Below are 25,153 nucleotides of genomic sequence, written 5' to 3'. Positions count from 1 at the left end.
GGAACCCGCGGGCAGCCACGTGATGTGCCCGGCGCCCACGAACGCCTCAGCTGACGATGTGCTCCGGGCGCACCGGGACCCGCGGCAGGTCCTTGCCCGTCGCGGCTCGGATGGCGGCCACGATCGCCGGGGTGGAGGAGATCGTCGGGGGTTCGCCGACTCCGCGCAGGCCGTAGGGGGCGTTCGGGTCGGCCCGTTCCAGCACGTCGATGTCCATCGGCGGCATGTCGAGCACCGTCGGGATCAGGTAGTCCGTGAACGACGGGTTGCGGATCTTCCCGTCCCGCGTCTGGATCTCCTCCATCACCGCCAAACCGAGCCCCTGCGCCGAACCGCCCTGGATCTGACCCAGCACGGCCTGCGGGTTGAGCGCCCGCCCGACGTCCTGCGCGCAGTCCAGCGCGACCACCTTCACCAGCCCCAGCTCGGTGTCCACGTCCACCACCGCCCGGTGCGCGGCGAACCCGTACTGCACGTGCGCGTTGCCCGCCCCGGTCTCCGGGTCGAGCACCTCGGTCGGCCGGTGCCGCCACTCCACCGTCTCGTCGTAGACGTCGTCGCCGAGCGCGTCGGCCAGGTCCGCGACCACGCCGTCCCGGCCGGACACCAGCTTGCCGCCCACCAGCTCCAGGTCGGGCGAACCGATCCGCTTGGCCAGCGCCGTCCGCACCGCCACGCACGCGGCCCGCACCGCTCCCCCGGTCACGTACGTCTGCCGGGACGCCGACGTCGACCCGGCGTTGCCGATCGAGGTGTCCATCGGCAGGATCGTCACCTGCTCCACGCCCAGCTCGGTCCGCACGATCTGCTGCAGCACCGTGACCAGGCCCTGCCCGACCTCGCACGCCGCGGTCTGCACCGTCGCGGCCGCCTCGCCGCCGACCACCCGCAGCTGCACACGCGCGGTCGAGTAGTCGTCGAAGCCCTCGGAGAAGCAGATGTTCTTGATCCCGACGGCGTACCCGACGCCACGCACGACACCCTCGCCGTGGGTGGTGTTCGAGACGCCGCCGGGCAACGTCCGCAGGTCCCGCTCGCCGGACGGCGCGGGCGGCAGCGGTTTCGCGGCCACCCGCCGCAGCAGCTCGGCGACCGGAGCGGCCGAGTCCACGATCTGCCCGGTCGGCATGCGGGAGCCCTCGCTCATCGCGTTGCGGACCCGCACCTCGACCGGGTCCAGCCCGCACGCCTGCGCGAGTTTGTCCATTTGGGACTCATAGGCGAACGCCGCCTGCACCGCGCCGAAGCCGCGCATGGCCCCGCAGGGCGGGTTGTTCGTGTACGCGCCCCAGCAGTCGACTTGCACGTTGTCCACGTTGTACGGCCCCACGCCGAGGGTCGCGGCGTTGGCGACGACCGCGCCGGTGGACGACGCGTACGCGCCGCCGTCGAGGAACAGCCGCGCCTTGACGTAGACGAGCTTCCCGTCCCGGTCGGCGCCGTGCTCGTAGTACATCTTCGCCGGGTGCCGGTGCACGTGGCCGTAGAACGATTCCTCGCGGTTGTAGACCATCTTCACCGGCTTGCCTGTGTGCAGGGCGAGCAGGCACGCGTGGATCTGGATGGACAGGTCCTCGCGCCCGCCGAACGCGCCGCCGACCCCGCCGAGCGTGAGCCGCACCTTGTCCTCGGGCAACCCGAGCGCGGCGACGATCTGGCGCTGGTCGACGTGCAGCCACTGCGTCGCGACGTACAGGTCGACGCCGCCGTCCTCGGCCGGGACCGCGAGACCGGACTCCGGGCCGAGGAACGCCTGGTCCTGCATGCCCACCTCGTACACGCCGGACACCACCACGTCGGCGGCCGCGGACGGGTCGCCGCGGCGGATCGGCACGTGCCGCACGACGTTGCCGTTCGGGTGCACCTTCGGCCCGTCGCCGCGCACCGCGCGCTCGGCGTCGGTGACCGGTTCCAGCACCTCGTAGTCGACGCGGATTCGTTTCATCGCCCGCCGCGCCGTCTCCGGGTGGTCGGCCGCGACGAGCGCGACCGGTTCGCCCTGGTAGCGCACCACGTCGACGGCCAGCACCGGCTGGTCCGGGTGCTCCAGGCCGTACCGGTTCACACCCGGGACGTCCTCGTGGGTGAGCACTGCCTCGACACCGGGCACCTTCAGCGCCTCGGTGATGTCGATGCCGGTGATGCGCGCGGACGGGTGCGGGCTGCGCAGGGTCACGCCCCACACCATGTCCTCGTGCCACAGGTCCGAGGAGTACGCGAACTCGCCGCGCACCTTCACGATCCCGTCCGGACGGCGCGGGCTGGCGCCGATCCCGCCTGCCGTGCCGGTGCGCTCGACTGACGTGGTCATCGCAACCTCCTGCTCGCGGCCGCCAGCTCGCCCGCGATCGCGGTCTCGTCGTCCGTGCGCAGTTCGCCGTCGGCGACCACCGTCCGGCCGCCGACGAGCAGCAGCTTCAGCGGCGGGGTCGCGCCGAGCACGAGCGCCGCCAGCGGGTCCTCGATCCCGGCGTAGCGCAGGCCGTTCAGGTTCCACACCGCGAGGTCGGCAAGCTTGCCGGGCTCGATCGAGCCGAGCTCGCCGTCACGGCCGAGGCAGCGCGCGCCGCCCATGGTGCCCATCCACAGCGCCTCGCGGACGGTCAGCGCGGTCGGGCCGCCGCGTTGCCGCGCTTGCAGCAGCGCCTGGTGCAACTCCTCGCCGAGCCCGCCGGACTCGTTGGACGCGGCGCCGTCGACCCCGAGGCCGACCGGGGCGCCGGCGTCGAGCAGGTCCCGCACGGGCGCGATGCCGGTGCCGAGACGGCCGTTCGACGTCGGGCAGTGCGCCGAACCGGTGCGGGTGGCGCCCATGCGGCGGATCGCCGGGCCCTCGAGGTGCACGGTGTGCGCGAGCCACACGTCGTCGCCGAGCCAGCCCAGCTTGTCGGCGTACTCGGCGGGCGTGCAGCCGTTCTCGGCGACGCACTGCTCTTCCTCGTCCAGCGTCTCGGCGAGGTGGGTGTGCAGCCGGACTCCCTTGCGCCGAGCCAGATCCGCGGCCTGGCGCATCAGCTCCTCGCTGACCGAGAACGGCGAGCACGGCCCGGCCGCGATGCGGATGCGTGCGTTCCGCGCCGGGTCGTGGTGGGCGTCGATCGCGGCTTCGGTGCCCAGCAACGCGGCTTCGGTGGTCTCCACCAGGTTGTCCGGCGGCAGGCCGCCGTCGGACTCGCCGCGGTCCATCGACCCGCGCACGAGGTGCATCCGCACGCCGATCCGGTTCGCCGCCGCGACGAGTGCCTCGATCTGGTCGCCGCTGTCGTGCGGGAAGACGTAGTGGTGGTCGGCGACCGTGGTGCAGCCGGTCATCGCCAGGTGCGCCAACCCGGCGGTCGCGGCGGCGTGCGTGATGCCGGCGTCCAGCCGCTTCCAGACCGGGTACAGGTGGATCAGCCACTCGAACAGCGTCGCGTCGGCCGCCAGCCCGCGGGTGGCCCACTGGTACAGGTGGTGGTGGGTGTTGACCAGGCCGGGCGTGACCAGGCAGCCGGCAGCGTCGATCCGCTCCCCCGGCACGGTCGCCGGGCCGGGGCCGACGGCGGTGATGGTGTCGCCGTCGATGACGACGTGCCCGCTGCGGTGCTCGGCGCCGTCGGCGTCGACCGTCGCGATGGCCGCGTTCTCCAGGATCAGGGTCATTTCGCCGCCGCCCGCACCGCGTCGAGGATCTTCTCGTAGCCCGTGCAGCGGCAGAGGTTCCCGGCGAGCGCCTCGCGGATCTCCTCGTCGCTCGGGTTCGGCACGCGGTTCAGCAGGTCGTGCGCGGCGACCACCAGACCGGGCGTGCAGAAGCCGCACTGCACGGCGCCCGCGTCCACAAAGGACTGCTGCACCGGATCGAGCCGGTCGCCGTCGGCCAGCCCTTCGACGGTGCGCACCTCACGTCCCTCGGCCTGCCCGGCGGCGACCAGGCACGCGCACACCGGCGTGCCGTCCAGGTAGACCGTGCAGGACCCGCATTCGCCCTGCTCACAGGCGTTCTTGGAGCCGGGCAGGCCGAGCCGCTCGCGCAGCAGGTAGAGCAGGCTCTCGCCCTCCCACACGTCGTCGGCCTGCCGGGCTTCGCCGTTGACCGTCACGTTCACGCGCATGTCCGCTCACTTCCCAGGTAGTCCTGCCAGGCCCAGCCGAGTGTCCGGCGGGCGAGCACCGCGAGCGCGTGCTTGCGGTACTCCGCGGTGCCACGCACGTCGTCGATCGGCGCGGCGGCCGACGCGACCAGCTCGCCGAAGCGCCGCTTGACCGAGTCGCGCAGCGGCGCGGGCGCGTCCCACGGCAACTCGGCGGCGAGGAACTCCTCGGCCGCGGCAGCACGGCGGGGAGTCGGCGCCGCGGAGCCGATCGCCGCACCCGCGCGCCGGTGCTCCGGGTCGAGCGCGACGGCGAACGAGCACACCGCGATGACCATGGCGTTGCGCGTGCCGACCTTCGCGAACTGCTGGGGGGCGGTCGCGACCGGCAGGTGCACCGCCACGATCAGCTCGTCGGGGGCGAGGCTGTGCTTCTTGACGCCGACGTAGAAGTCGTCCGCGTCGATCATCCGAGTGCCGCGGACGGACGCGACCTCGACCCGCGCGCCGGTCGCCAGCAGCACCGGGTGCGTGTCCCCCGCGGGCGAGGCGGCGCCGAGGTTGCCGCCGACTGTGCCGCGGTTGCGGATCTGCGGCGAGCCGACCGTGCGCGAAGCCATCGCCAGCGCGGGCAGCTTTTCACCCAGGTCAGTGATGAGCCGCGTGTAGGAAACGCCCGCGCCGAGCCGGACCACGCCGTCCTCGACGGTCCACTCGGCCAGTTCCACGACGCGGGTCAGGTCGAGCAGCGCGTCCGGACGGCGGTGGTCGAAGTTGAGCTCGACCATGACATCCGTGCCGCCCGCCAGTGGCACGGAGTCCGGGCGCTCGGCCTTCGCGGCGAGCGCCTCGGCCAGGTTCGCCGGTCGCAGGAAATCCATGGCAAGAAGTAGACGCCCGTGGCAGGGGGACCGGCAACGGCGGCTCAGTACGAACCGACAGCAGCGTGCGGGCCCGCGTTTGTGCTTTCCTACAACCCTGATGACGACCGTGAAAACTCTGCTGGAGATCCCGGAACTGCGCCTGCGGTTGCGCACCGGCGCCGGGCAGCTCGGCCGCGCGGTCAGCCGGATCTACGTCACCGAGCTGCCCGACCCGAGCCGGTACGTCTCGGCGGGCGAGGTCGTCCTCAGCGGGCTGCTGTGGTGGCGCGAGCCGGGCGACGCCGCGCCGTTCGTCGAAGCGCTGGCCCGGGCCGGGGTCGCCGCGCTGGCCGCGTCCGGCGCGGACACCGGCGGAATCCCGCCGGACGTCGTGCAGGCTTGCGCGCGGCACCGCATCCCGCTGCTGGAGGTGCCCGCGGACCTGTCGTTCGCGGTGATCACCGAGCGCGTGGTGCTGGAGCTGGCCGCGGCGCGGGGACGGGAGCCGAGCGGCGCCCGCAAACGCTTGCTGGCCGCGGCGACCGAGGACATCTCGCTGCCCGCGTTGCTGCGGCAGGGCGCGATCGAGCTGGGCGCGCCGTGCTGGGTGCTGTCCGGAACCGGGCGGGTCGTCGCTGGCACGGCCGAGCCGCCCGAGGACCTCGTGGAGCATTTCGTGCCCGGCCGGGAGGTGACCGTCCACGACGGGTACGCGCTGATGCCGGTCGGCGGGAGCTTCGCGGTGCCGTGGCTGCTGGCGGTCGCGCAGCCGGAGCCGGGCGACCTGGCCGCGGAGCTGGCCGAGCTCGTGCGGCTGGCACGGGCGCGGGCCGACCAGGTGCGGCGGATGTCGGGCCAGGCGGCCGAGCCGTTGCTCCAGGCCCTGGCCGACGGCGGGCCGGTCGGGGACGCCTTCGCCGCGTCCGGACTGCCGGCGGAGGCGGAGATCCGCGTGCTGCTCGCGCGGGCGCCGGACGACAGCCCGGCCCTGGCGGCGGAGGTGCTGGCCGAGCTGCTCGCCGACGCGCGGCCGCTGGTCGGAGTCGTCGGCGAGGACGCCTACACGCTGGTCGCCGGTCCGGGGAACTGGATGCGCGCGGCGGCCGAGGCGCTGACGCGGCTGGACCGGCTGATGTCGTTGTCGCGGTTCCACCTGGGTTCGGGCGGCCCGGCGTCGGTGGACGGCTTGCACGGCGCGACGCAGGAGGCGCGGCACGCGGTCGAACTCGCGGCCCGCCGCGGCGGCCGGATCGAGCTGGTCGCGGGCGAGGACATCGCCGTGCACCAGCTGCTGGCCGCCGGCGCGCCGGACGAGCTGCGCCGGTCGGTGCGGGCGCGGGTGCTCGGGCCGTTGCTCGCCTACGACGCGGCGCAGGGCACGGATCTGGTGCACACCGTGCGGGTGTACCTGGAGTGCTCCAGCTCCCCGACCGCGGCGGCGCGGGCGCTGCACGTCCACGTCAACACGCTGCGGTACCGCATCGCGCGGGCGTCCGAGCTGCTCGGCGTGGACCTCAACGACTTCGTCACCCAGGTGGACGTCTACCTCGCCCTTCTGGTTACCGTCTAAGCCGCTTAACTGGTAACGTCCGGCGCATGGAGAAATTCGAGACACCGGGCGGGACCGTGCGCTGGGCTTCGTCGGGTTCGGGCCCGCCGGTCGTGTTGCTGCACGGCACGCCGTTTTCGTCGTACGTGTGGCGGGACATCGCGCCGGCGCTGAGCGAGCGGCACGAGGTGTTCGTCTGGGACATGCTGGGTTACGGGCGGTCCGAGAAGCGGGACGGCCAGGACGTGTCGCTGGGGACGCAGGCGGAGATCTTCGCGTCGCTGCTGGAGCACTGGGGGCTGGAGTCGCCGTCGGTCGTGGCGCACGACTTCGGCGGCGTCGTCTCGCTGCGGGCGCACCTGCTGCACGGCGCGCGGTTCGACCGGCTCGCCCTGGTGGACGTCGTGGCGATCGCGCCGTGGGGGACGTCGTTCTTCCACCTGGTGCGGGACAACCCGCGGGTCTTCGAGCAGCTGCCGTCGCACCTGCACGAAGCGATCGTGCGCACGCAGACCGCGACCGCGTCCGCGGCAGGCTTGCGGGGCGGCGTGCTGGACGAGCTGGTCGCGCCGTGGCTCGGCGCCGAGGGGCAGGCCGCGTACTACCGGCAGATCGCGCAGGCGGACCAGCGGTTCACCGACCAGATCGAGCCGCTGCTGGGCTCGCTGGACCTGCCGGTGCTGGTCGGCTGGGGCGAGGCCGACGAGTGGATCCCGGTCGAGCAGGGCAAGGAACTGGCGTCCCGCATCCCGGGCGCGGGGCTGCGCCTGTTCCCCGGCGCCGGGCACCTGGTGCAGGAGGACGCGCCGGCCGCGCTCACCGCCACGCTGCTGGAGTTCCTCGGTCAGCCGCGGAAGGTCGCGTAGCTCTCCAACCGCGCGCGGGTGAGGCCGGTCAGGTTCTCGGCCTCCGCGGCATCGATGGCGCCGCAATCCAAGCCCCGCAACAGGAAACCCGACAACGCACGTGCCGTGGCCGGTTCGTCGAGCACGCCGCTGTCCACCTGCGTGGCGTAGTCCCGCAACCGCGTCGCCGCCGCGGGCAGGCCCTCGCGGAAGAAAGCGTACGTCGCGGCGAAGCGGGTGGGCAATTGGTGCGGGTGCAGGTCCCAGCCCTGGTAGAAACCGCGCTCCAGCGAGCGTCGCACGAGCCGCAGGTGCTCGCGCCAGGCCGGCAGCAGCGCGTCGCCCACCGGGAGCTTGTTCGTCGATCCGTCGGACAGGCGCACCCCGGTTCCCGCGGCGCTGACCTGCATGAACGCCTTCGCGAAGTCCGCCGCCGGGTGGTCCATGCTCTGGTGCTCCGCGGCGATGCCGAGCCCGGCGCTGTAGTCGTAGGTGCCGTAGTTCAGGCCACTGCACCGGCCCTCGGCGGCCTGGACGATCCGGGCCACCGCGACGCGGCCTTCACCGTCCACGATGGACTGCGCGGTTTCGACCTGCACCTCGAACCGCAGCGCGCCGTCCGGCAGACCGTAGGCCGCCTCCAGGTGGCCGAGCACCTCGGCGGCGGCGCCGACCTGCTCGACCGCCGTCACCTTCGGCAGCGTCACCACGAACCCGGCGGGCAGCTCGCCGTTCTCCAGCAGTCCGGACAGGAACGCATCGAGCGTCCGGATGCCGCGACGACGGGTCGCCCGTTCGAAGCTCTTGAACCGGATGCCGCAGAACGGCGTGGCCGGGTTCGCCGCCAGCAAGCGGCCCGCCGTGACCGCGGCCTCGTCCTCGGCGTCGTCGCCGGGGCGGCCGTAGCCGTCCTCGAAGTCGATGCGCAGGTCCTCGATCGGCTCGGTGACCAGCTTGCGCCGCACCCGCTCGGCCACGGCCGGGTCGAGCCCGAGCGCGTCGCCGCACGCGTCGAACACCGCGCGGGCCTGCTCGCCCCAGCTCGCGACCAGGTCGGCGGAGTACCGGTGCGCGGGCACGTAGACCGTGTGCACCGGTTGCCGCCCGGACGGCTCACCGGGGTACCGAGCCTCGACCCGCGCGTCCACTTCGGACAGCCGGGCGTCGATGCCCGCGTACACGTCCCCGGTGAGCCGTCCGGTCACGGTTACTTGATCCGCTCGTAGGCGGGCAGGGTCAGGAAGTCGACGAACTCGTCGGCGAGCGCGACCTCCTCGAAGATCTCGACCGCCGGGGCGAGCAGGTCCGCCGGGACCTGGCCGTCGAGCTCCTTGCGCACGTCGTCCAGCACCGACTTGACCAGGTCGCGGGTGACCTTCTGGCCGTTGTCGAGCTGGGTGCCGTTCTGCACCCACTGCCAGATCTGCGAGCGCGAGATCTCCGCGGTCGCGGCGTCCTCCATCAGGTTGTGGATGCCCGCCGCGCCGTTGCCGCCCAGCCAGGACGCGATGTAGCGGACGCCGACGTCGACCGCGCCCCGCAGGCCGGCCTCGGTGGCGCCGCCCTCGGTGCTCGCGACGTCGAGCAGCTGGTCGGCGGTCACCGACACGTCCTCACGCAGCCGGTCGAGCTGGTTCGGCTTGTCGCCGAGGACCTTGTCGAACTCCTCCTTGCACAGCGCGACCATGCCGGGGTGCGCGACCCACGAGCCGTCGAAGCCGTCGCCCGCCTCGCGCGCCTTGTCGGCGTGGACCTTCTTCGAGGCGTTCTCGTTGACCTCGGGGTCCTTGCTCGGGATGAACGCCGCCATGCCGCCGATCGCGAACGCGCCGCGCTTGTGGCAGGTGCGCACCAGCAGCTCGGTGTAGGCGCGCATGAACGGCGCGGTCATGGTGACGCTGTTGCGGTCCGGCAGCACGAACTTCTCGCCCGCGTCGCGGAAGTACTTGATGACGCTGAACAGGTAGTCCCAGCGGCCGGCGTTGAGACCGGAGGCGTGCTCGCGCAGCTCGTAGAGGATCTCCTCCATCTCGAACGCGGCCGGGATGGTCTCGATCAGGACGGTGGCGCGGACGGTGCCGTGCTCGATGCCCAGCGTCTTCTCGGCGTGGGTGAACACGTCGTTCCACAGCCGGGCCTCGAGGTGGCTCTCCATCTTCGGCAGGTAGAAGTACGGGCCCTTGCCGCGCTCGAGCAGCTCCTTCGCGTTGTGGAAGAAGTACAGCCCGAAGTCGACCAGCGCGCCGACGCCCTTGCGGCCGCCGAAGGTCAGGTTGTGCTCGTCGAGGTGCCAGCCGCGCGGGCGGACCACGATCGTCGCCAGCTCGATGTCCTTGCGCAGTTCGTAGTGCTTGCCGTTGGAGTCGAGCTCGATGGTGCCGCGGATCGCGTCGTACAGGTTGACCTGGCCGCCGACGACGTTGTGCCAGTGCGGGGTGTTGGCGTCCTCGAAGTCGGCCAGCCACACCTTCGCGCCCGAGTTCAGGGCGTTGATCGTCATCTTGCGGTCGGTCGGGCCGGTGATCTCCACGCGGCGGTCGCGCAGGGCGGGCGGCGCCTCGGCCACGCGCCAGTCGCCCTCGCGGATCTCCTTGGTCTCGGGGAGGAAGTCCAGGCGCCCGGTGCGCTTGGCCTCCTCGCGCCGCTTCGAGCGGGCGGCGAGCAGCTCGTCACGGCGAGCCGCGAAGTTCTCGTGCAGCCCGGCCAGGAAGTCCAGCGCTTCCCGGGTCAGGATCTCGTCGCCTCGCTCGACGGAGCCACCGAGCACCTGGACGTCAGCCATGCGGAACACTCCCAAGAAGACTTGCGGTTCGGTTTTTTACATCCCGGACTATAGTTTCTACATAGCGGAAGCTCAATGTGAGGAGTCGCGGTGGCCGAGGAGAAGGCAGGACGAGACGGCGGGGTCCAGTCGCTGCGTCGCGCGTTCGAGCTGCTCGAGCGGCTGGCGGACACCGGCGGCGAGGCCAGCCTGTCCGAGCTGGCGGCCACGTCCGGCCTGCCGATGCCGACGATCCACCGCCTGATCCGCACGCTCGTGCAGCTCGGCTACGTGAGGCAGAACACGAACCGGAAGTACGCGCTGGGCGCGCGGCTGATCCGGCTCGGCGAGAACGCGAGCATGCAGTTCGGCACATGGGCACGTCCGCTGCTGGCGGAGCTGGTGGAGGCGACCGGGGAGACGGCGAACCTGGCGGTGCTGGAGCGCGACGAGGTGGTGTACGTGTCGCAGGTGCCGTCGAAGCACTCGATGCGGATGTTCACCGAGGTCGGCCGTCGGGTGCTGCCGCACGGGACGGGCGTCGGGAAGGCGATCCTGTCGCAGCTGCCCGCCGAGGACGTCCGGGCGCTGCTGGGCCGCACGGGCATGCCCGCGTACACCGACCACACGTTCACGGACCCCGACGAGCTGCTGGCGCACCTGGCCCAGGTGGCGGCGCAGGGTTACGCCGTCGACGAGAGCGAGCAGGAGCTGGGGGTGCGGTGCATCGCGGTCCCGCTCACCGGAACACCGGCCCCCGCGGCGGTCTCGGTGTCCGGCCCGTCCGGACGCCTGACCCGCGAGGCGGTCTCGCGGATCGCGCCACTGGTCCAAGCGACGGCGGCGACGTTGTCGACGCACCTCGCGGAGAGCGCCTGATCAGCCGAACCGATCGCGCGTGAGCGCGGGCCATTCAACGGGGACGGCGAGGAGCGCTGCCGGTTTCGCAACGCAGCTGCAAGCCGGACAGCCGCTGAGGCTGTCAGCGCGGCCGCGCGCCACGCCGCGAGCCCCACTGCGGCAGACCGGGTCTCGACGGCGACGCGCGCACCGTGCAACACCTTGGAAACCCCCGGGAAGTGAAAGAGCGCGCCGCCTCCCCAGCGGCGCGCCCTCACATCCTGGACTGCTCTGACCTCGCTTGTACAGCGTTCCCGATCTTCTCACCCGACCGGATGAAGCAAGATCATCCGAGCAGGGCGTCCACGAAGGCGGCCGGCTCGAAGGGCGCCAGGTCGTCCGGCCCTTCGCCCAGTCCGACGAGCTTCACGGGCACCCCGAGCTCCCGCTGGACCTGGAACACGATGCCGCCCTTGGCGGTGCCGTCGAGCTTGGTCAGCACGATCCCGGTGACGTTCACGACCTCCCGGAACACCCGGGCCTGCATCAGCCCGTTCTGGCCGGTCGTGGCGTCCAGGACCAGCAGCACCTCGTCGACCTTGGCCTGCTTCTCGACGACCCGCTTGACCTTGCCCAGCTCGTCCATCAGGCCGGTCTTGGTGTGCAGGCGGCCCGCCGTGTCGATCAGCACCGCGTCGACGCCGGCGTCCACGCCCCGCTTGACCGCGTCGAACGCCACGGACGCCGGGTCGGCGCCCTCCTTGCCGCGCACGACCTCGGCCCCGACGCGCTCCGACCAGGTCTGCAGCTGCTCGGCCGCCGCCGCGCGGAAGGTGTCCGCGGCGCCCAGCAGGACCTCGCTGCCCTGCGCGACCAGCACCCGCGCGAGCTTGCCCGTCGTCGTGGTCTTGCCGGTGCCGTTGACGCCCGCGACCATCACGACGGCCGGCTGCTTCGCCCCGTCCACGGTGTGCGCGAGCGCCCGCACCGAGCGGTCCCAGTCCGGGTGCAGCGCATTGGTCAGCACGGTCTTGAGCACCGTGCGCGCCTCCGCCGACGTCCGCACCGCCCGCGCCGTCAGCTCGGTCCGCAGCGTCTCCACGATCTCCGTCGTGGTGGCCGCGCCGAGGTCCGCCATCAGCAGGGTGTCCTCGACGTCCTGCCACGAGTCCTCGTCCAGGTCACCGGCGCCGAGCAGGCCGAGCAGGCTCTGCCCGAACATCGACCGGGACTTCGACAGCCGCCCGCGCAGCCGCTCGATCCGCCCGGAGACCGGCTCCGGCTCCTCGACCGCGACCGCCGCCTTCTCCGGCTCACGCGCCGCAGGCACCTCGGGGGTCGCCGGGACCTCGGGCGTCGCCGGGACCTGCGTCGGCGGCGCGGGCGCCTCGGCCTCCGGGAGGCCCACGTCGACGATGCCCCGCCGCGGCGAGTCGCGGGGCACGGAGGCGTCGTCGCCGACGCCCGGCTGCCCGTCCACCTCGGTGCGCTCACCGGCGGGGTGCTCGGGCGGTTCGGCCGTCTCCGTCTTCTGACCACCAGGCGCCAGGGCGATGCCGCCGCCGGCCTGGTAGTTCCCGCCTCTCGGGGGCTTGGTCTCCCGCTCCGGCTCCGCCTCGGTCAGGCTGATCCGCCGCCTGCGGGCGAAGACCAGACCGGTGATGAGGAGGATCGCCAGCAGGACGACGACCACCAGGATGATCCAGAACCAGAGGTTTTCCGCCACGTGGCCATCCTCGCATCTGCCGGTTGACCGGGCAGGACACCCCTCGCGGACAAAAACTCACCGGATGCCTTGCGCTCCGGTCAAAAAAGGACTAGACCACTCGGTCATGCGCGTCGTCGGGCTCATCTCCGGCACGTCGGTCGACGGGATCGACGTGGCACTGGCCGAGTTGACCGCGTCCGGCGACGAGGTCGTGCTCGTCCCGCTCGGGCACTCCTCGGTCCCCTACCCCGGCGACCTGCGGCGGGAGCTGCTCGCGGCGCTCCCGCCGTCCGGTACCACCGTCGAGCAGGTCACGCGCCTGGACACCAGGGTCGGGCAGGCCTTCGCCGAAGCCGCGAGCACCCTGTCCGGCACAGCGGACCTGGTCGCCTCCCTCGGCCAGACCGTCTTCCACTGGGTCGACGGCGGCCGCGCCCGCGGCTCCCTGCAGCTGGGGCAGCCGGCCTGGATCGCGGAACGGACCGGGCTGCCGGTGGTCGCCGACCTGCGCGTCCGGGACATCGCCGCCGGCGGGCACGGCGCTCCGCTGGCCAGCACCCTCGACGCGTTGTGGCTGCGGGACCTGGCCCCGGCCGTCGCGCTGAACATCGGTGGCATCGCGAACGTCACGGTCGTGCGGACGGAGGGCGTGCAGGCCTTCGACACCGGCCCGGGCAACGCCCTGCTCGATCTCGCCGCGCACCAGGTGACCGGCGGCGCCCAGAGCAGCGACCTGGACGGCGCCATCGCCGCCCGCGGGCGGGTTCACGAGGAACTGCTCGGCCGCCTCCTCGCCGAGCCCTTCTACGCGGCCCCGCCACCGAAGTCGACCGGCAAGGAGCTGTTCCACGCCGGCTACCTGCGGGCCGCGACCGACGGGCTCGAGGTCCGCGACGAGGACCTGCTCGCCACCCTCACCGAGCTGACCGCCGTCACGATCGCCCGCGCCTGCGCGGACGCGACCACCGTGATCGTCTCCGGTGGCGGCGCCGACAACCCGTCGCTGATGCGGGCGCTCGCGCGGCACCTGCCCCGCGCCCGGCTGGCGACGAGCGACGAGTTCGGCCTGCCCCGCGAGGCGAAGGAGGCGTACCTGACCGCGTTGCTCGGCTGGCTCACCTGGCACGGCGTCCCGGCGAACCTGCCGGACGCGACGGGCGCGCGCGGACCCCGGCTGCTCGGCAGCATCACCCCGGGCGCGCACCCGCTGTCGATGCCCGCTCCACATCCGGTGACCGTCACCCGTCTGCGGGTAGCGGCTCACCCGGACCAACCGATAGGAGTGCCTGATGCACCCAGTTGACCTGGCGATCATCGTGGTCTACCTGGCCGCGATGCCCGCGATCGGCGTGCTCGTGGGGCGGCGCCAGCGCTCGGCGGCGGACTACTTCATCGGCGAACGCAGCCTGCCGTGGTGGGCGGTGTGCTTCTCGATCGTCGCCACCGAGACCTCCACGCTCACCGTGATCAGCACGCCGGGCCTGATCTGGGCGGCGTCCGGCAACTACAACGGCCTGACCTACCTGCAGCTGCCGTTCGGTTACATCATCGGGCGCACGCTGGTGTCGTTCGTGCTGCTGCCGCGCTACTTCAAGGGACAGCAGACCACCGCGTACGCGTTCCTCGGCGAGCGGTTCGGCTCGGCCATGCAGGGTGTGTCGTCGGTGGCGTTCATCGTGACGCGGCTGCTGGCCGAGGGCGTGCGGTTGTTCGCGGGCGCGATCCCGATCCAGGTCATCCTCAAGCACTTCGGGCTGCACACGTCGTACTGGCAGATCGTGGTGGTGCTGACCGCGCTCACCGTGATCTACGCGCTGGTCGGCGGCATCAAGGCCGTCGTGTGGGTGGACGTGATCCAGCTGTCGGTCTACATCGGCGGCGCGATCATCGCGATGATCGTGCTGGCCGGGAAGCTGCCCGACGGGTGGACCTCGCGCGCCGCGGACGCCGGGATCTTCCGGCTGTTCGACTTCAACTTCGACTTCCTGCACCTGCTGACCAGCCAGTACGCGTTCGTCACGGCCGTGGTCGGCGGCGCGATCTTCACCATGGCCTCGCACGGCACCGACCAGCTGATCGTGCAGCGGTTCCTGGCCTGCCGCAGCGTCGCCGACGGCCGCAAGGCGCTGATCGGCAGCGGTGTCGCGGTGACGATCCAGTTCGCGTTGTTCCTGTTCGTCGGCGCGATGCTGTGGGCGCACAACGGGTTCCGCACGCTGCCCGAGCTGGGCGTGAAGGGCGACGACGTGTTCACGAACTTCATCACCAGCGAGCTGCCGGTCGGCGTCGCCGGACTGCTGATCGCCGCGATCCTCGCGTCCACGATGGGCGCGCTGGCCTCGGCGCTCAACGCGTTGTCCAACTCCACGGTCGCCGACCTCTACCAGCGGTTCACCAAGCGCCAGCCGGAGGATTCGAAGCTGCTGCGGCACGGCCGGATCTGGACGCTGGTGTGGGCGGTGGTGTTCGCGGTGTTCGGTTCGCTGTTCAGCAACCGGAACAACCCGGTGATCGAGCAGGGCCTGTCGATCACCGGCTACACCTACGGCGCGATGCTGGGCGCGTTCTTCCTCGGCATGTGGGTCAAGCGAGCGCGGCAGCTGGACGCGATCATCGCGTTCGTGGTGACGGTCGCGGTGATGGCGGTCGTGGTGCTCGCGGTGAAGATCCCGCCCGCGCCCGGAGCGAAGCCGGTCGTGCTGGCGTTCCCGTGGTATACGCTGCTCGGCGTACTGATCACGCTCGTCGTGGGCGGCGCGCTGTCCCTGCGGCACCGCACTCCGGACACCACGGCCGCGAAGGAACCGGAGCCGGTCTAGATGGATGCGAACGCCCTGCTGTCCACCACGCAGGAGTGCGCGGAGTTCCTGTCGGGGCAACTGCACCGCGACTGGTCGGCGGCGGTCCCGGAGATGGACATGACGGTCGCGCAGGTCGTCGCCCACATCGCCGACTGCGTGCACTGGTACTCCTACGACCTCGCCGCGGGGCCGGTCGAGTTGTCGACCATGGAGTCGAAGGTGCGGCCGGAGTCCGAGCCGGCCGAGCTGGTGGTCACGCTGGGCACGACGGCGAAGGTGCTGGCCGCGGTGGTCGCGACCAGTTCGCCCGACGCCCGCGGCTGGCACCCGTGGGGCATCGCCGACGCGTCCGGTTTCGCGGCCATGGCGTGCGACGAGCTGCTGGTGCACACCGCCGACGCGGCGCGGGGACTGGGCGTGGAGTTCTCGCCGACGCCCCGCCTGGCGGCCGCCGCGCTGTACCGGCTGTTCCCGTGGACGCCGATGGACACCGACCCGTGGCCCACCTTGTTGTGGGCCAACGGGCGGGCGTCCCTGCCGGGCCACCCGAGGCTGACGAAGTGGCGGTGGCACTGCGCACCACTGTCCGAATGGGACGGTTCAGCGCCGATCAGCTAGCGCCGATCCAGCGGTCGGTGCGGCTGATCCAGCTGTTGACGCGGTACCCGCGCACGATCGCGTGCACCCAGACCAGCGCGGCGAGCACCACGCCGGCGAGGAGGAAGACCCTGCCGGCGCCCGCGGACGCCGGGTAGCGCTGCACCACGAAGACGACGCACAGCAGCGGCGGCGGCAGGAGGAAGGCGAGCAAGGCGGCGAAGAAGCCGATCCGCGAGTCGGTCGAGGGCAAGCGCGGCAGGTGGTCCCGCTTGCCCGCGCGCTCCGCCCGCAGGAAGGCCTCCCAGCCGAGAACCCCGTCGCCGAGCCGCGCGACCAGCCGCGCCCGCAACTCCCGGTCCACGTACGCGGCGATGCGGAACACCGCCATGAGGTGGTCGCAATAGCGCGACCACAGCACGCACGAGAACACGGCCAGGACGGCGAGCGCCCCGTCGATGCGGGTGGAGGCGGTGATCCCGATCCCCATCCCGACGAGGTTGAGCCCGAAGATCGCGCTGGCGTTGGTCTGGTGGAAGAGGCTCTCGGCACGCAGGCTGTCGTACTCGGCCTTGTCGATGTCGGTGGCGTCGCTCATCCGCCCACCCCCTCGCCAGGGAGCCTACGGCGGTTGAACGGCGATCAGGTCACGCGTGATCACCCAGCACGGTCACGGGTTCAGTCCTGCGCGGGCTGGGTCGGCGCGCCCTGTGAGAAGACCGTGTAGCGCGACGCCGACCAGGCCGGCGCGCCGGCGACCGGCTCCAGCCGCACCTGCACCGACGTCTGGCCCGCCGTGGCCGAGGCCGGGATGTCGAAACTGTCCTCCAGCCACCGCGAATGCGTGTTGCCCAGCGGCTGATACCACTCGCCGACGAGCCGGTCGTTCACGAACACCCGCGCGTGCTGGAACGCCTGGGCCTGGTCGGAAACCCGGTGCAACCGCAAGCCGCCATTGGCCTGGTCCACCCGGGCGGTGAACGTCACCGGCTGGGTGGTGGCCGTCGTCGTCCCGGTGACCGGCGTGCGGTCCCGCTTGCCCTCGAACGTCGACGTCAGCGACTCGCGCGTCTCGCCCGGTGCGGAATACCCGTGCTGCGACCGGCTCGCGTCGTCGCCGACCTCGACCACGTCGCTCTGGCTCATCGACGGCGTGCTCTGCCCGTACCAGTACGCGGTCGAGCTGTAGTCGGCAGGCATCGACGACCGGTCGCCGTGCTCGATGTCGAACTCGATGCCGTTGCCGAAGGGCACCCCGTCGCCGATCATCAGCCGGTAGGCGTTGAGGCACACGTACCGGCAGCCGTCGCTCGCGTCCTCCCGGCTGACCAGCCCCGCCTGCGGCATCGCGTACGGCACGCCTTCCACCCCGCCGTCGCGGCCGTCCTGGAAGTACCAGCCGGACTCGTAGAAGTCCTCGGACCCGGTGCCGTGGATCGCCGGGCTGGCCGAGCCGTTCGGGTACATCCGCTCGTCGCCTTCGAGGTAGTTCAGCTGGTTCTGCCCCGGCGGGATGCCGCCGCGCATGCTGGAGGTGACCCCGTAGAACACGCCCCGCCCCTGCGCGGTGAGGAAGTTCCAGTCCTTACCGGACACCGTTTCGGCCCGGTGGTGCGTCGCGTGGAAGTAGCCGAGGGTGCCGTCCCGCAGGCCCGCCGTCACGCCCGAGTCCGGCGCGGAGGTCACCTCCAGGCTGCCCCCGGTGACCGGCACGCCCGAGCTGTTGACCAGCTCCGCCACCGCGCTGCGGGCGTAGGGCATCGGCCACCACGCCGTGAACGCGCCGTTTTCCGTGGTGTCGATGGCGTGCAGCAGCGTCCGCGACGCGTACTTGCCGAGCCCGGAGCCGAAGAACTCGCCGACCGGGGCGTCGACCGTGGTCTGCCCGTCGAAGGTCAGCCGCAGCCGCAGGCCCTCCAGCACCGCCTCGGACGCCGTCGCCTGCCCGGGGTCGGCCGGGTAGCGGAAGCGCCGCAGGCCGGCCCACCGCTCACCGTCCACCCGGTACCCGTGCACGGCTTCCTCGTTGGGGTGGTTGTGGCCGAGGTCGAGCACGTCGGTGCGCACCCACTGCCCGCCGACCTTGCTGTGCACCTCGTAGCGGAACTCGTTGACGTCCTCGGCGGAGGAGACGAACCTGGTCGCGACCTGCACCTGCGACCGGCCGCGGGTCAGGTCCGCCGGCACCTCGACGACCTGGTCCAGCCAGCCGCCGCCGGCGCGGGCCGGACCACTGTAGAACTGGCCTGCCGGACGCCCGCCGACCAGCAGGTCCGCGCGTTGTTCGCCGATGCCGGCGTCGACGCGGCGGGTGATCCGCACGCCGTCGTTGTCCGGCGCCACGGTCGCGGTGAACGAGCTGCCGCCCTGGCCGTACGCGCGGCCGTCGTCGGACATCCCGGGGGCCGCGATGACCTGCGGCAACCGGAGGTTGAGCTGCGTGATGCGCCGCGCGCCGGACGGGAGCGGGATCGAGAGGGCGGACCCGGCCGGGACGTCGACCGCGGCCGACTGCACCCGCGCACCGGGCGCCGCCGGTTTCGGGTCGCGCACGCCGAACCCGCGCAGCCGCTGGATGACGTCCGTGGCCTTGTCCGCCGGGTTGAACGTGCGCACCCCCGCCGCGTCGGCGAACTGGCGGTAGGTGACGTGGTAGAAGTGCGGGTTGTTCTCGGTGGTGATCCGCATCGAGGTCGTGTACGGCATGGGCACCTTGATCGCCGCACCGCCCATGGTGTCGGCCGAGTTCCCCACCAGCGGCCACACGAACGGCGCGCCCTTCGCGCCGTTCACGATGTCCTGCAACGAACCCTGCAGCACGACCTTGCCGTCCAGCTCGATCTTGATCCGCCCGATCGCGGCGACCGACGTCGACTCGTAGGTGAACCAGATCGACGACACCTCGCCGGGCCCGCGCGCGTCGGCGAGCAGGCAGTCCCCGTTGGCCTCCTCACGCAGGCACGAGTAGGTGCCCACGAAGCCGTCGTCGTTGTTGCCCGCGCGGTCGAAACTGGAGAACTGCTTGACCTGCTCGCCGGGCCGCATCCGGGCGAGCCCGTCGATCGATCGGTAGACGTCCCAGCCGACGGGTCCCTTGTCGCTCGCTCCGGGAGCCGGCGCCGCACCGGCGGGAACACCGACCACGAGCGCGAGAACCAGCCCGAGCACGACGATCACGGAGCGGTTTTTGGGCGCGACAAAGGAACTTTCGGGCACAGTGGGGACCCCCAGCCTGGACGGACCGCCGCGCCGCAGCGCGAGTAAACGATTTCTGAACTTAGCGCCTGGTGGCGTCAGTGTGTCTAGCGCCACATGGGTGGTTACGGATCAGACACTGAGGGTTATTACCGGGCAGGAGTGATCGAAACGGACACTTTCGAGGGATCCGGTAGCCAGAGCCGATCGTTGAGCAATTCTCTTGTGGATTCGCTCACAGATCTGCACGGGCACCGCTTCCGCCGCCGTCGACCCGCCGGCCAACGGCTGGGAGCCGGCGGGAACGGCACCTGCGTGGCGCACCGGGCGTCCGAGGGCGGCAAGTACAACCTTCCCGAAGGAACGAAGATCACGGTCTTCTTCCTGGGTGGCCCGCAGGAGATCTTCACGTCCCGCAACCCGCCGGGCGGGAGACACTTCACGCAGCCGGGAGGTCTTACGCCTCCTGGCGCAGGCGCTGGCTGATCACCTTCGTGATGCCGTCGCCCTGCATGCTGACGCCGTAGAGGGCGTCGGCGATCTCCATGGTCGGCTTCTGGTGCGTGATGATGATCAGCTGCGAGGACTCCCGCAGCTGCTCGAGCAGGCCGATCAGCCGCCGCATGTTCGTGTCGTCCAGCGCGGCCTCGACCTCGTCCATCACGTAGAACGGCGAGGGGCGCGCGCGGAAGATCGCGACCAGCATCGCGACCGCGACCAGCGACTTCTCGCCACCGGACAGCAGCGACAGGCGCTTGACCTTCTTACCCGGCGGCCGGGCCTCGACGTCCACACCGGTGGCGAGCATGTCGTCCGGCTCGGTCAGCACCATCCGGCCGTCGCCGCCGGGGAAGAGCACCGAGAACACCGTCTCGAACTCGCGGGCGACGTCGTGATAGGCGGACGTGAAGACCTCGAGGATCTTGTCGTCCACCTCCTTGATGACCGTGAGCAGGTCCTTGCGCGTCGCCTTCAGGTCTTCCAGCTGGGTGGACAGGAACTTGTACCGCTCCTCCAGCGCGGCGAACTCCTCCAGCGCCAGCGGGTTGACCTTGCCCAGCGTCGCGAGGTCCCGTTCGGCCCGCTTCGCACGCCGCTCCTGGGTGCTGCGGTCGTACGGGATCGACGGCGGGGCGCTCACCTGCTCGCCGTTCGCCTTGGCCTCCTCGTACTCGGCCATCTCCTGCGCGCTCGGCGGCACCGGCACGTCCGGGCCGTACTCGGCGACAAGGTCCTCCAGGCCGATGCCGAAGTCCTCGGCGATCTTCGTTTCCAGCTGCTCCAGGCGCAGCCGCTGCTCGGCGCGCAGCACCTCGTCCCGGTGCACCGCGTCGGTCAGCTTCTCCAGCTCGTGGGTCAGCTCGCGAACCTTGTTGCGCACCTGGGTGAGCGCGGCCTCGCGCTGCTGGCGCACGGCCTGCGCCTCGTCGCGCTCGGCGGCAGCCCGCTGCACCGACAGCTCGATCCGCTCCAGTGCCAGCTCACCCGCGTCGACCACGGCCGCGGCGATCTCCGCGCCACGCGCCCGCGCCGCCCGCGCCTTCTCGGCCCGTTCCCGCGCCGCGCGCTCCGCGTGCGCGGCCCGGCGCAGCGAGTCCGCCCGGCCGGCGATGCTGCGGGCCCGCTCCTCGGAGGTCCGCAGCGCAAGCCGCGACTCGACCTCCTCCTGGCGCACCGCCGCCAGCCGCTCCGCGGCCTCGTCGCGGGCGCTGGTGTCCGGGTCCTCGTCCACCGGCTGCTCGGCGACCGCGGCCAGCCGCTCCTCCAGCTCGGCCAGGCTGGCCAGCGCCTGCTCGCGGCTGGCCTCGACTTTCGCCCGCTGGTCCCGCAGCCGCGTCACCTCGGCTTCGGCGGACCGCGCGGCCTGCTGCAACCGGTTCAGCCGCTCGGACGACCGGGCCTTGCGGACCTTCGCCTCGGACAGCGCTTCCTTCGCCTGGGCCACCTCTTCGCGCCGGGCCTGCTGCTCGGCGCGAGCGCCCTCCAGCTCGGCGGCCGTCTGCTCCAGGCGGCGTTCCGCGGCCATCAGCCGGTCGCGCGCCTCGTCGACCGCCGCCTGCACCTCGATGACGCTCTCGCTGCGGCCGGAGCCGCCGACGGCCCAGTGCGAACCGAACACGTCGCCCTCGGCGGTCACGGCGCTGACTTCCGGGTGCGCCGCGACCAGCTGCCGCGCCGCCTCCAGCGTGTCCACCACGGCGATCCGGTCCAGCGCGCGCTCCACCGCGGGACGCAGCGGCTCCGGCGCGGTGACCACCTCACGGGCCCACCGCGCGCCGGCCGGCAGCGACGGCCAAGCCGAGGTGTCCACTGTGTACGGAGCACCGCCGAGCAGAACCCCGGCGCGGCCGGATTCGTTGTCCTTCAAGAACTTCAGCGCCGCGATCGCCTCGTCGCCACCCTGCACCGCGACCGCGTCCGCGACCGGGCCGAGCGCCGCGGCGAGCGCGACCTCGTAACCGGTCTCGACCGACAGCAGCGCGGCGACCGACCCGAGCAGCCCGGGCAGCTGGTCGCTCGCGCCGAGCAGCTCACCCGCGCCGTCCTTGCGCCGCAGCCCCATCGACAGCGCGTCCACCCGCGCCTTCTCCGACGCGATCTCGCGCTCGGCCTGCCGCTCGGCCTTGACCAGCTCCTCGACGCGAGCCTTCGCGGCCTGGTTGGCCTGGACCGCGCGGTCGTGCCGGTCCTGCAGGTCGGCGTCGTCGGACTCCTCGACCCCGCCCTCGGCGCGGGCCTCCTCCAGCTCCTCGACCGCCAGCTCGGCACGCGCCGCGGCCTCGTCGATCGCCGCGGTGAGGCGGTCGATCTCGTCGGAGGTCGCGCTGTTCTTGCTGCGCAGCGCCTCGACCTGGCCGGTGAGCTTGGCCAGGCCCTCGCGGCGGTCGGCGATCGCGCGCACCGCGGCCATGTGGGCCTTCTCCGCGGCCTGGACCTCGTGCTCCAGCTCCTCGCGGCGCAGCACGGCCTCGGCGAGCGTCTCGCGCGCGATCATGACGGCTTCGTTCAGCTCGGCCTCGCGCTCGGCGACCTGCTCGGCCTCGGCCAGCAGCTCCTCCGGGTCGCGGCCGCCCGTCGAGGTCTCGACGTCGGCGGACAGGTGCCGCTGCCGCTCCACTGCCAGCCGCACGGTGCCGCGCAGCCGCTCGCCGAGGGCGGACAGCTTGAACCAGGTGTCCTGCGCGGCGTTGAGGCGCGGCGCGTCCTCCGCGACCATCGCCTCCAGCTGGGCCTCTTCGGCTCCGGCGAGTTCGAGCGCCTGCTCCACCTCGGCGCGGCGGGCGCGGGCGGCGTTCTCATCCGCCTCCTCGCGCGCGATCGCCTCGCGCTGCGTGACCAGGTCGTCGGCCAGCAGGCGCAGCCGCGAGTCCCGCAGCTCGGCCTGCACGGCCTGTGCCTTGCGGGCGATCTCGGCCTGCTTGCCCAGCGGCTTGAGCTGGCGGCGCAGCTCGGCGGTCAGGTCGTTGAGGCGGTCCAGGTTCGCCTGCATCGCGGTGAGCTTGCGCAGCGCCTTTTCCTTGCGCTTGCGGTGCTTGAGCACACCCGCGGCCTCCTCGATGAAGGCGCGGCGCTCCTCCGGCTTCGACTCCAGGATCTGCGCCAGCTGCCCCTGGCCGACGATGACGTGCATCTCGCGGCCGATGCCGGAGTCCGACAGCAGCTCCTGGATGTCCAGCAGGCGGCACGAGCTGCCGTTGATCTCGTACTCGCTGGCGCCGTCGCGGAACATCCGGCGCGTGATCGAGACCTCGCTGTACTCGATCGGCAGTGCGCCGTCGGCGTTGTCGATGGTCAGCGTGACCTCGGCGCGGCCGAGCGGGGCGCGTCCCGAGGTGCCGGCGAAGATGACGTCCTCCATCTTGCCGCCGCGCAGGTCCTTCGCGCCCTGCGTGCCCATCACCCAGCGCAGCGCGTCGAGCACGTTCGACTTCCCCGACCCGTTCGGGCCGACGACGCAGGTGATGCCCGGTTCGAACCGCAAGGTGGTAGCCGAGGCGAAGGACTTGAAGCCCTTCAGCGTCAAGCTCTTGAGATGCACGTGGCGGGACCCTTCAACGCCTGGGTGATCCACGGAGTCTATCGGGGGCCGGTGAACGTCCCGGTCATGCCCGTGGGCGTGTTGTCCCCGCGAGCCCCACTGTGCTCACGCACCCCAGGCGTCACTCCTCGACGAAACCGTCCAGCCCGCCCTGCGCCGGCGACCAGTGCTCGACGACTTGATCCACACGACCGGGTGATGATGTTGAGCGAAGGGTGTCAAGTAGCTGCTGACAGTTGTCCCGACTACCCTCCGCCAATACCCGAACACGCCCGTCGTCGAGGTTGCGCGCACTGCCGACCAGGCCGAGCTCCAGCGCCCTGCACCTGGTCCACCAGCGGAAACCCACTCCCTGAACCCGTCCGCCGACCCACGCCGTGAGCCGGACGGCGTCCTTTTCACCCGTCACGTCCCCTATCCTGCCGGAAGCTTTCCGACTGCGGAGGGTGATCATGCCGGTGCTCCTGGACAGATCGGTACTCACTCCCAGTGCTAATCTCCCCGGCAGGCGCCACCATTCGGGCTCACCCGTCCGGATGTGCTCAAGCCGGTTTCCCCGCCAGTCAAGGAGCGTCACATGGCCCACGTGGGTCGTCGGACCGAGGTGTCCCCGCCACGCGACTCCGCCTCGCGCAGCCAGCGCAGCGGCTACGTGCTGCTCGCGGTCAGCGGCGTCGTGCTCGCCACCGCGTTCGGCGGACTGGCCACGATCATCGCCCCGGGCGACTCGCCGAAGGTCGCGGTGCCCGGCGGCACCAACTCGACCTCGGGGGCGCAGCTCATCCCCGGCGACGCGGCGCCCGGCCAGACGCCGGTGACCGTCGACGGCGTGGCGATCCCCGCGGGCACCCGCACGGCCGTGGTGACGACCAACCCGGACGGGACGCAGGTCGTGACGCTGGTGCCGGCCGAGGGCTCCGGCGAGGCGCCGATCGTGCTGCCGCCCGGCACGCCGCTGCCGCCCGGCACGGTCATCCCGCCCGGCACGACGCTCCCGCCGGGCACCACGACCACTCCCCCGCGCAGCGACACCACCGCGACGCGCACCACGCCGAAGCCGCCGTCAAGCACCCCGTCGACCAGCAGCAGCACCCCGACCACCGAGCCGACCACCTCGACCGGCGAGAGCACCACGCCGCCGAGCAGCACGACCGACGAGAGCTCGACGTCAAGCGGCAGTGGTAGCCCGAGCCCGAGCGGGCAGGACTGATCGCCGCCGGCTGACCAGCCGCGTCACCAGCGCGATCACCGACAGCAGCGGCATCGGAAAGCCCAGCACCAGGCCGATCGCGGCGTCGGCGAGCGGCGCGCACACCGCGGCGACGAACACCCACACCGGCCCGGTCTGCGGTTTCGCGGCGCCGGCCCAGGGCGTGCGCTTCCAGGGTTTCGCCACGGACAGCCAGGCCTGGAAGGCGATCGCGCTCACCATGAGCACCGTGCCCGCGATGAGCCCCCACGGCGCGGGCGACGGATCCCCCGCCAGTGCCGCCTGTTCGGCGTCGGCCAGTGCCGGGGACAGCACGATGATGGCGACGTTGAACTGGACCACGGTGATCGTGAACTTGCCGAACACCCACCAGTGCCGGAAGAAGCCCCACGGCGTCGCCGCCGCGAGCAGGAATCCGGTGAACGCGGACGCGTTGGCCAGCGGGGCGAGCAGGTGCAGGTCGATGGCGTGGGCCATGGACATCGCGCTCGCCCGGCGGCCGGGATCCCCGCCCGAGCCGATCAGCATGAGTGTGAACAACGTGAGGGCCTCGGCCATCCAGGCGACGGACGTGATGATGTGCAACCAGACGGCCGCGTGCCGCCAACTCTTGAGCATGCCTCCGAGGCTGCCGCCCGGAGCGCGCGGGCACATCGGGCGCCGCCCGGATCT

19 protein-coding genes are annotated in these 25,153 nt (G+C 72.0%); 7 read left to right on the top strand and 12 right to left on the bottom strand.

Features of this window, described 5'->3' with window-relative positions; all coding sequences use genetic code 11:
- Positions 1–46: 46 nt before the first annotated feature.
- From pucD to ABZ193_RS10400, 4 genes are read right to left on the bottom strand one after another with little or no spacing between them, the layout of a single operon-like run.
- Positions 47–2,311: a xanthine dehydrogenase subunit D gene (pucD, locus tag ABZ193_RS10415; RefSeq protein ID WP_354709636.1), complete on the bottom strand. Its 2,265-nt coding sequence runs from the start codon at positions 2,309–2,311 to the stop codon at positions 47–49.
- The gene (locus ABZ193_RS10410; RefSeq protein ID WP_354709634.1) at positions 2,308–3,642 is read right to left on the bottom strand and encodes an 8-oxoguanine deaminase; all 1,335 of its coding nucleotides are present in this window, start codon (positions 3,640–3,642) and stop codon (positions 2,308–2,310) included. The genes pucD and ABZ193_RS10410 overlap by 4 nt, the downstream gene beginning before the upstream one ends.
- Positions 3,639–4,094, bottom strand: coding sequence for a (2Fe-2S)-binding protein (locus tag ABZ193_RS10405; RefSeq protein WP_017987550.1), 456 nt, complete (start codon positions 4,092–4,094; stop codon positions 3,639–3,641). The genes ABZ193_RS10410 and ABZ193_RS10405 overlap by 4 nt, the downstream gene beginning before the upstream one ends.
- Positions 4,085–4,954 carry an FAD binding domain-containing protein gene (locus ABZ193_RS10400; RefSeq protein WP_354709633.1) on the bottom strand — a complete coding sequence of 290 codons (870 nt, stop codon included), beginning with the start codon at positions 4,952–4,954 and terminating at the stop codon, positions 4,085–4,087. The genes ABZ193_RS10405 and ABZ193_RS10400 overlap by 10 nt, the downstream gene beginning before the upstream one ends.
- 100 nt (positions 4,955–5,054) lie before the next feature.
- Between ABZ193_RS10400 and ABZ193_RS10395 the strand changes: the two genes are divergently transcribed.
- Together ABZ193_RS10395 and ABZ193_RS10390 are read left to right on the top strand one after the other, a co-directional pair.
- Positions 5,055–6,506: a PucR family transcriptional regulator ligand-binding domain-containing protein gene (locus ABZ193_RS10395; protein WP_354709632.1), complete on the top strand. Its 1,452-nt coding sequence runs from the start codon at positions 5,055–5,057 to the stop codon at positions 6,504–6,506.
- 26 nt (positions 6,507–6,532) lie between these two features.
- The gene (locus ABZ193_RS10390) at positions 6,533–7,351 is read left to right on the top strand and encodes an alpha/beta hydrolase (RefSeq protein WP_354709631.1); all 819 of its coding nucleotides are present in this window, start codon (positions 6,533–6,535) and stop codon (positions 7,349–7,351) included.
- Here ABZ193_RS10390 and ABZ193_RS10385 read toward each other — a convergent pair.
- On the bottom strand, positions 7,330–8,535 hold the full coding sequence (locus tag ABZ193_RS10385; protein ID WP_354709630.1) for an aldolase: 1,206 nt from the start codon (positions 8,533–8,535) through the stop codon (positions 7,330–7,332). The genes ABZ193_RS10390 and ABZ193_RS10385 overlap by 22 nt on opposite strands.
- A 2-nt stretch (positions 8,536–8,537) precedes the next feature.
- Positions 8,538–10,112: a malate synthase A gene (gene aceB, locus ABZ193_RS10380; RefSeq protein WP_354709629.1), complete on the bottom strand. Its 1,575-nt coding sequence runs from the start codon at positions 10,110–10,112 to the stop codon at positions 8,538–8,540.
- 90 nt (positions 10,113–10,202) lie between these two features.
- Between aceB and ABZ193_RS10375 the strand changes: the two genes are divergently transcribed.
- Positions 10,203–10,970, top strand: a complete 768-nt coding sequence (locus tag ABZ193_RS10375) for an IclR family transcriptional regulator (protein ID WP_237336350.1) — start codon at positions 10,203–10,205, stop codon at positions 10,968–10,970.
- 307 nt (positions 10,971–11,277) lie between these two features.
- Here ABZ193_RS10375 and ftsY read toward each other — a convergent pair whose 3' ends face one another.
- A complete protein-coding gene (gene ftsY / locus ABZ193_RS10370) occupies positions 11,278–12,657 on the bottom strand; it encodes a signal recognition particle-docking protein FtsY (RefSeq protein ID WP_354709627.1) in 1,380 nt (459 codons plus the stop codon).
- 106 nt (positions 12,658–12,763) lie between these two features.
- On the opposite strand from ftsY, the gene ABZ193_RS10365 reads away from it, so the two are divergent.
- The 3 genes from ABZ193_RS10365 to ABZ193_RS10355 are packed head-to-tail and all read left to right on the top strand — an operon-like array spanning position 12,764 to position 16,058.
- The gene (locus tag ABZ193_RS10365) at positions 12,764–13,942 is read left to right on the top strand and encodes an anhydro-N-acetylmuramic acid kinase (protein ID WP_354709626.1); all 1,179 of its coding nucleotides are present in this window, start codon (positions 12,764–12,766) and stop codon (positions 13,940–13,942) included.
- On the top strand, positions 13,929–15,458 hold the full coding sequence (locus tag ABZ193_RS10360; protein WP_020418114.1) for a sodium:solute symporter: 1,530 nt from the start codon (positions 13,929–13,931) through the stop codon (positions 15,456–15,458). The genes ABZ193_RS10365 and ABZ193_RS10360 overlap by 14 nt, the downstream gene beginning before the upstream one ends.
- Positions 15,459–16,058 (top strand): maleylpyruvate isomerase N-terminal domain-containing protein, encoded by a 600-nt coding sequence (locus ABZ193_RS10355; protein ID WP_354709625.1) that lies wholly within the window; start codon positions 15,459–15,461, stop codon positions 16,056–16,058.
- On the opposite strand, the gene ABZ193_RS10350 is transcribed toward ABZ193_RS10355, so the two are convergent.
- The 4 genes from ABZ193_RS10350 to ABZ193_RS10335 all read right to left on the bottom strand — a co-directional run bounded on the left by ABZ193_RS10350 (position 16,051) and on the right by ABZ193_RS10335 (position 23,725).
- Complete coding sequence (locus tag ABZ193_RS10350) at positions 16,051–16,635, bottom strand: hypothetical protein (RefSeq protein WP_354709624.1); 585 nt, start codon at positions 16,633–16,635, stop codon at positions 16,051–16,053. The two genes, ABZ193_RS10355 and ABZ193_RS10350, sit on opposite strands and share 8 nt — an antisense overlap.
- Before the next feature lie 80 nt (positions 16,636–16,715).
- Positions 16,716–19,214, bottom strand: coding sequence for a glycoside hydrolase family 172 protein (locus ABZ193_RS10345; protein WP_354709623.1), 2,499 nt, complete (start codon positions 19,212–19,214; stop codon positions 16,716–16,718).
- A gap of 475 nt (positions 19,215–19,689) precedes the next feature.
- Positions 19,690–23,271, bottom strand: coding sequence for a chromosome segregation protein SMC (smc, locus tag ABZ193_RS10340; RefSeq protein WP_354709622.1), 3,582 nt, complete (start codon positions 23,269–23,271; stop codon positions 19,690–19,692).
- Positions 23,272–23,392: 121 nt separating this feature from the next.
- Positions 23,393–23,725 carry an acylphosphatase gene (locus tag ABZ193_RS10335; protein WP_123683513.1) on the bottom strand — a complete coding sequence of 111 codons (333 nt, stop codon included), beginning with the start codon at positions 23,723–23,725 and terminating at the stop codon, positions 23,393–23,395.
- A 123-nt stretch (positions 23,726–23,848) separates the two neighbouring features.
- Here ABZ193_RS10335 and ABZ193_RS10330 point away from each other — a divergent pair, with 123 nt between their 5' ends.
- Positions 23,849–24,481: a hypothetical protein gene (locus ABZ193_RS10330; protein WP_157358542.1), complete on the top strand. Its 633-nt coding sequence runs from the start codon at positions 23,849–23,851 to the stop codon at positions 24,479–24,481.
- Here the strand turns inward: ABZ193_RS10330 and ABZ193_RS10325 are convergent.
- Positions 24,440–25,099: a hypothetical protein gene (locus ABZ193_RS10325; protein ID WP_020418107.1), complete on the bottom strand. Its 660-nt coding sequence runs from the start codon at positions 25,097–25,099 to the stop codon at positions 24,440–24,442. The two genes, ABZ193_RS10330 and ABZ193_RS10325, sit on opposite strands and share 42 nt — an antisense overlap.
- Positions 25,100–25,153 lie beyond the last annotated feature (54 nt).

Source organism: Amycolatopsis sp. NPDC006125 (genome assembly GCF_040614195.1).
In the GTDB taxonomy this organism is placed as follows: Bacteria; Actinomycetota; Actinomycetes; order Mycobacteriales; family Pseudonocardiaceae; genus Amycolatopsis_E; species Amycolatopsis_E tucumanensis.
The sequence above is the reverse complement of the archived record's forward strand: the minus strand, read 5'-3'. Positions and strand labels throughout refer to the sequence as shown.

Coding starts and splice junctions, on each gene's coding strand:
- ABZ193_RS10410 (WP_354709634.1), bottom strand. CDS start 3,642: ATGACCCTGATCCTGGAGAACGCGGCCATCGCGACGGTCGACGCCGAC.
- ABZ193_RS10390 (WP_354709631.1), top strand. CDS start 6,533: ATGGAGAAATTCGAGACACCGGGCGGGACCGTGCGCTGGGCTTCGTCG.
- ABZ193_RS10355 (WP_354709625.1), top strand. CDS start 15,459: ATGGATGCGAACGCCCTGCTGTCCACCACGCAGGAGTGCGCGGAGTTC.
- ABZ193_RS10325 (WP_020418107.1), bottom strand. CDS start 25,099: ATGCTCAAGAGTTGGCGGCACGCGGCCGTCTGGTTGCACATCATCACG.
- ABZ193_RS10395 (WP_354709632.1), top strand. CDS start 5,055: ATGACGACCGTGAAAACTCTGCTGGAGATCCCGGAACTGCGCCTGCGG.
- ABZ193_RS10360 (WP_020418114.1), top strand. CDS start 13,929: ATGCACCCAGTTGACCTGGCGATCATCGTGGTCTACCTGGCCGCGATG.
- aceB (WP_354709629.1), bottom strand. CDS start 10,112: ATGGCTGACGTCCAGGTGCTCGGTGGCTCCGTCGAGCGAGGCGACGAG.
- ABZ193_RS10350 (WP_354709624.1), bottom strand. CDS start 16,635: ATGAGCGACGCCACCGACATCGACAAGGCCGAGTACGACAGCCTGCGT.
- ABZ193_RS10335 (WP_123683513.1), bottom strand. CDS start 23,725: ATGATCACCCTCCGCAGTCGGAAAGCTTCCGGCAGGATAGGGGACGTG.
- ABZ193_RS10365 (WP_354709626.1), top strand. CDS start 12,764: ATGCGCGTCGTCGGGCTCATCTCCGGCACGTCGGTCGACGGGATCGAC.
- ABZ193_RS10405 (WP_017987550.1), bottom strand. CDS start 4,094: ATGCGCGTGAACGTGACGGTCAACGGCGAAGCCCGGCAGGCCGACGAC.
- ABZ193_RS10330 (WP_157358542.1), top strand. CDS start 23,849: ATGGCCCACGTGGGTCGTCGGACCGAGGTGTCCCCGCCACGCGACTCC.
- ABZ193_RS10400 (WP_354709633.1), bottom strand. CDS start 4,954: ATGGATTTCCTGCGACCGGCGAACCTGGCCGAGGCGCTCGCCGCGAAG.
- pucD (WP_354709636.1), bottom strand. CDS start 2,311: ATGACCACGTCAGTCGAGCGCACCGGCACGGCAGGCGGGATCGGCGCC.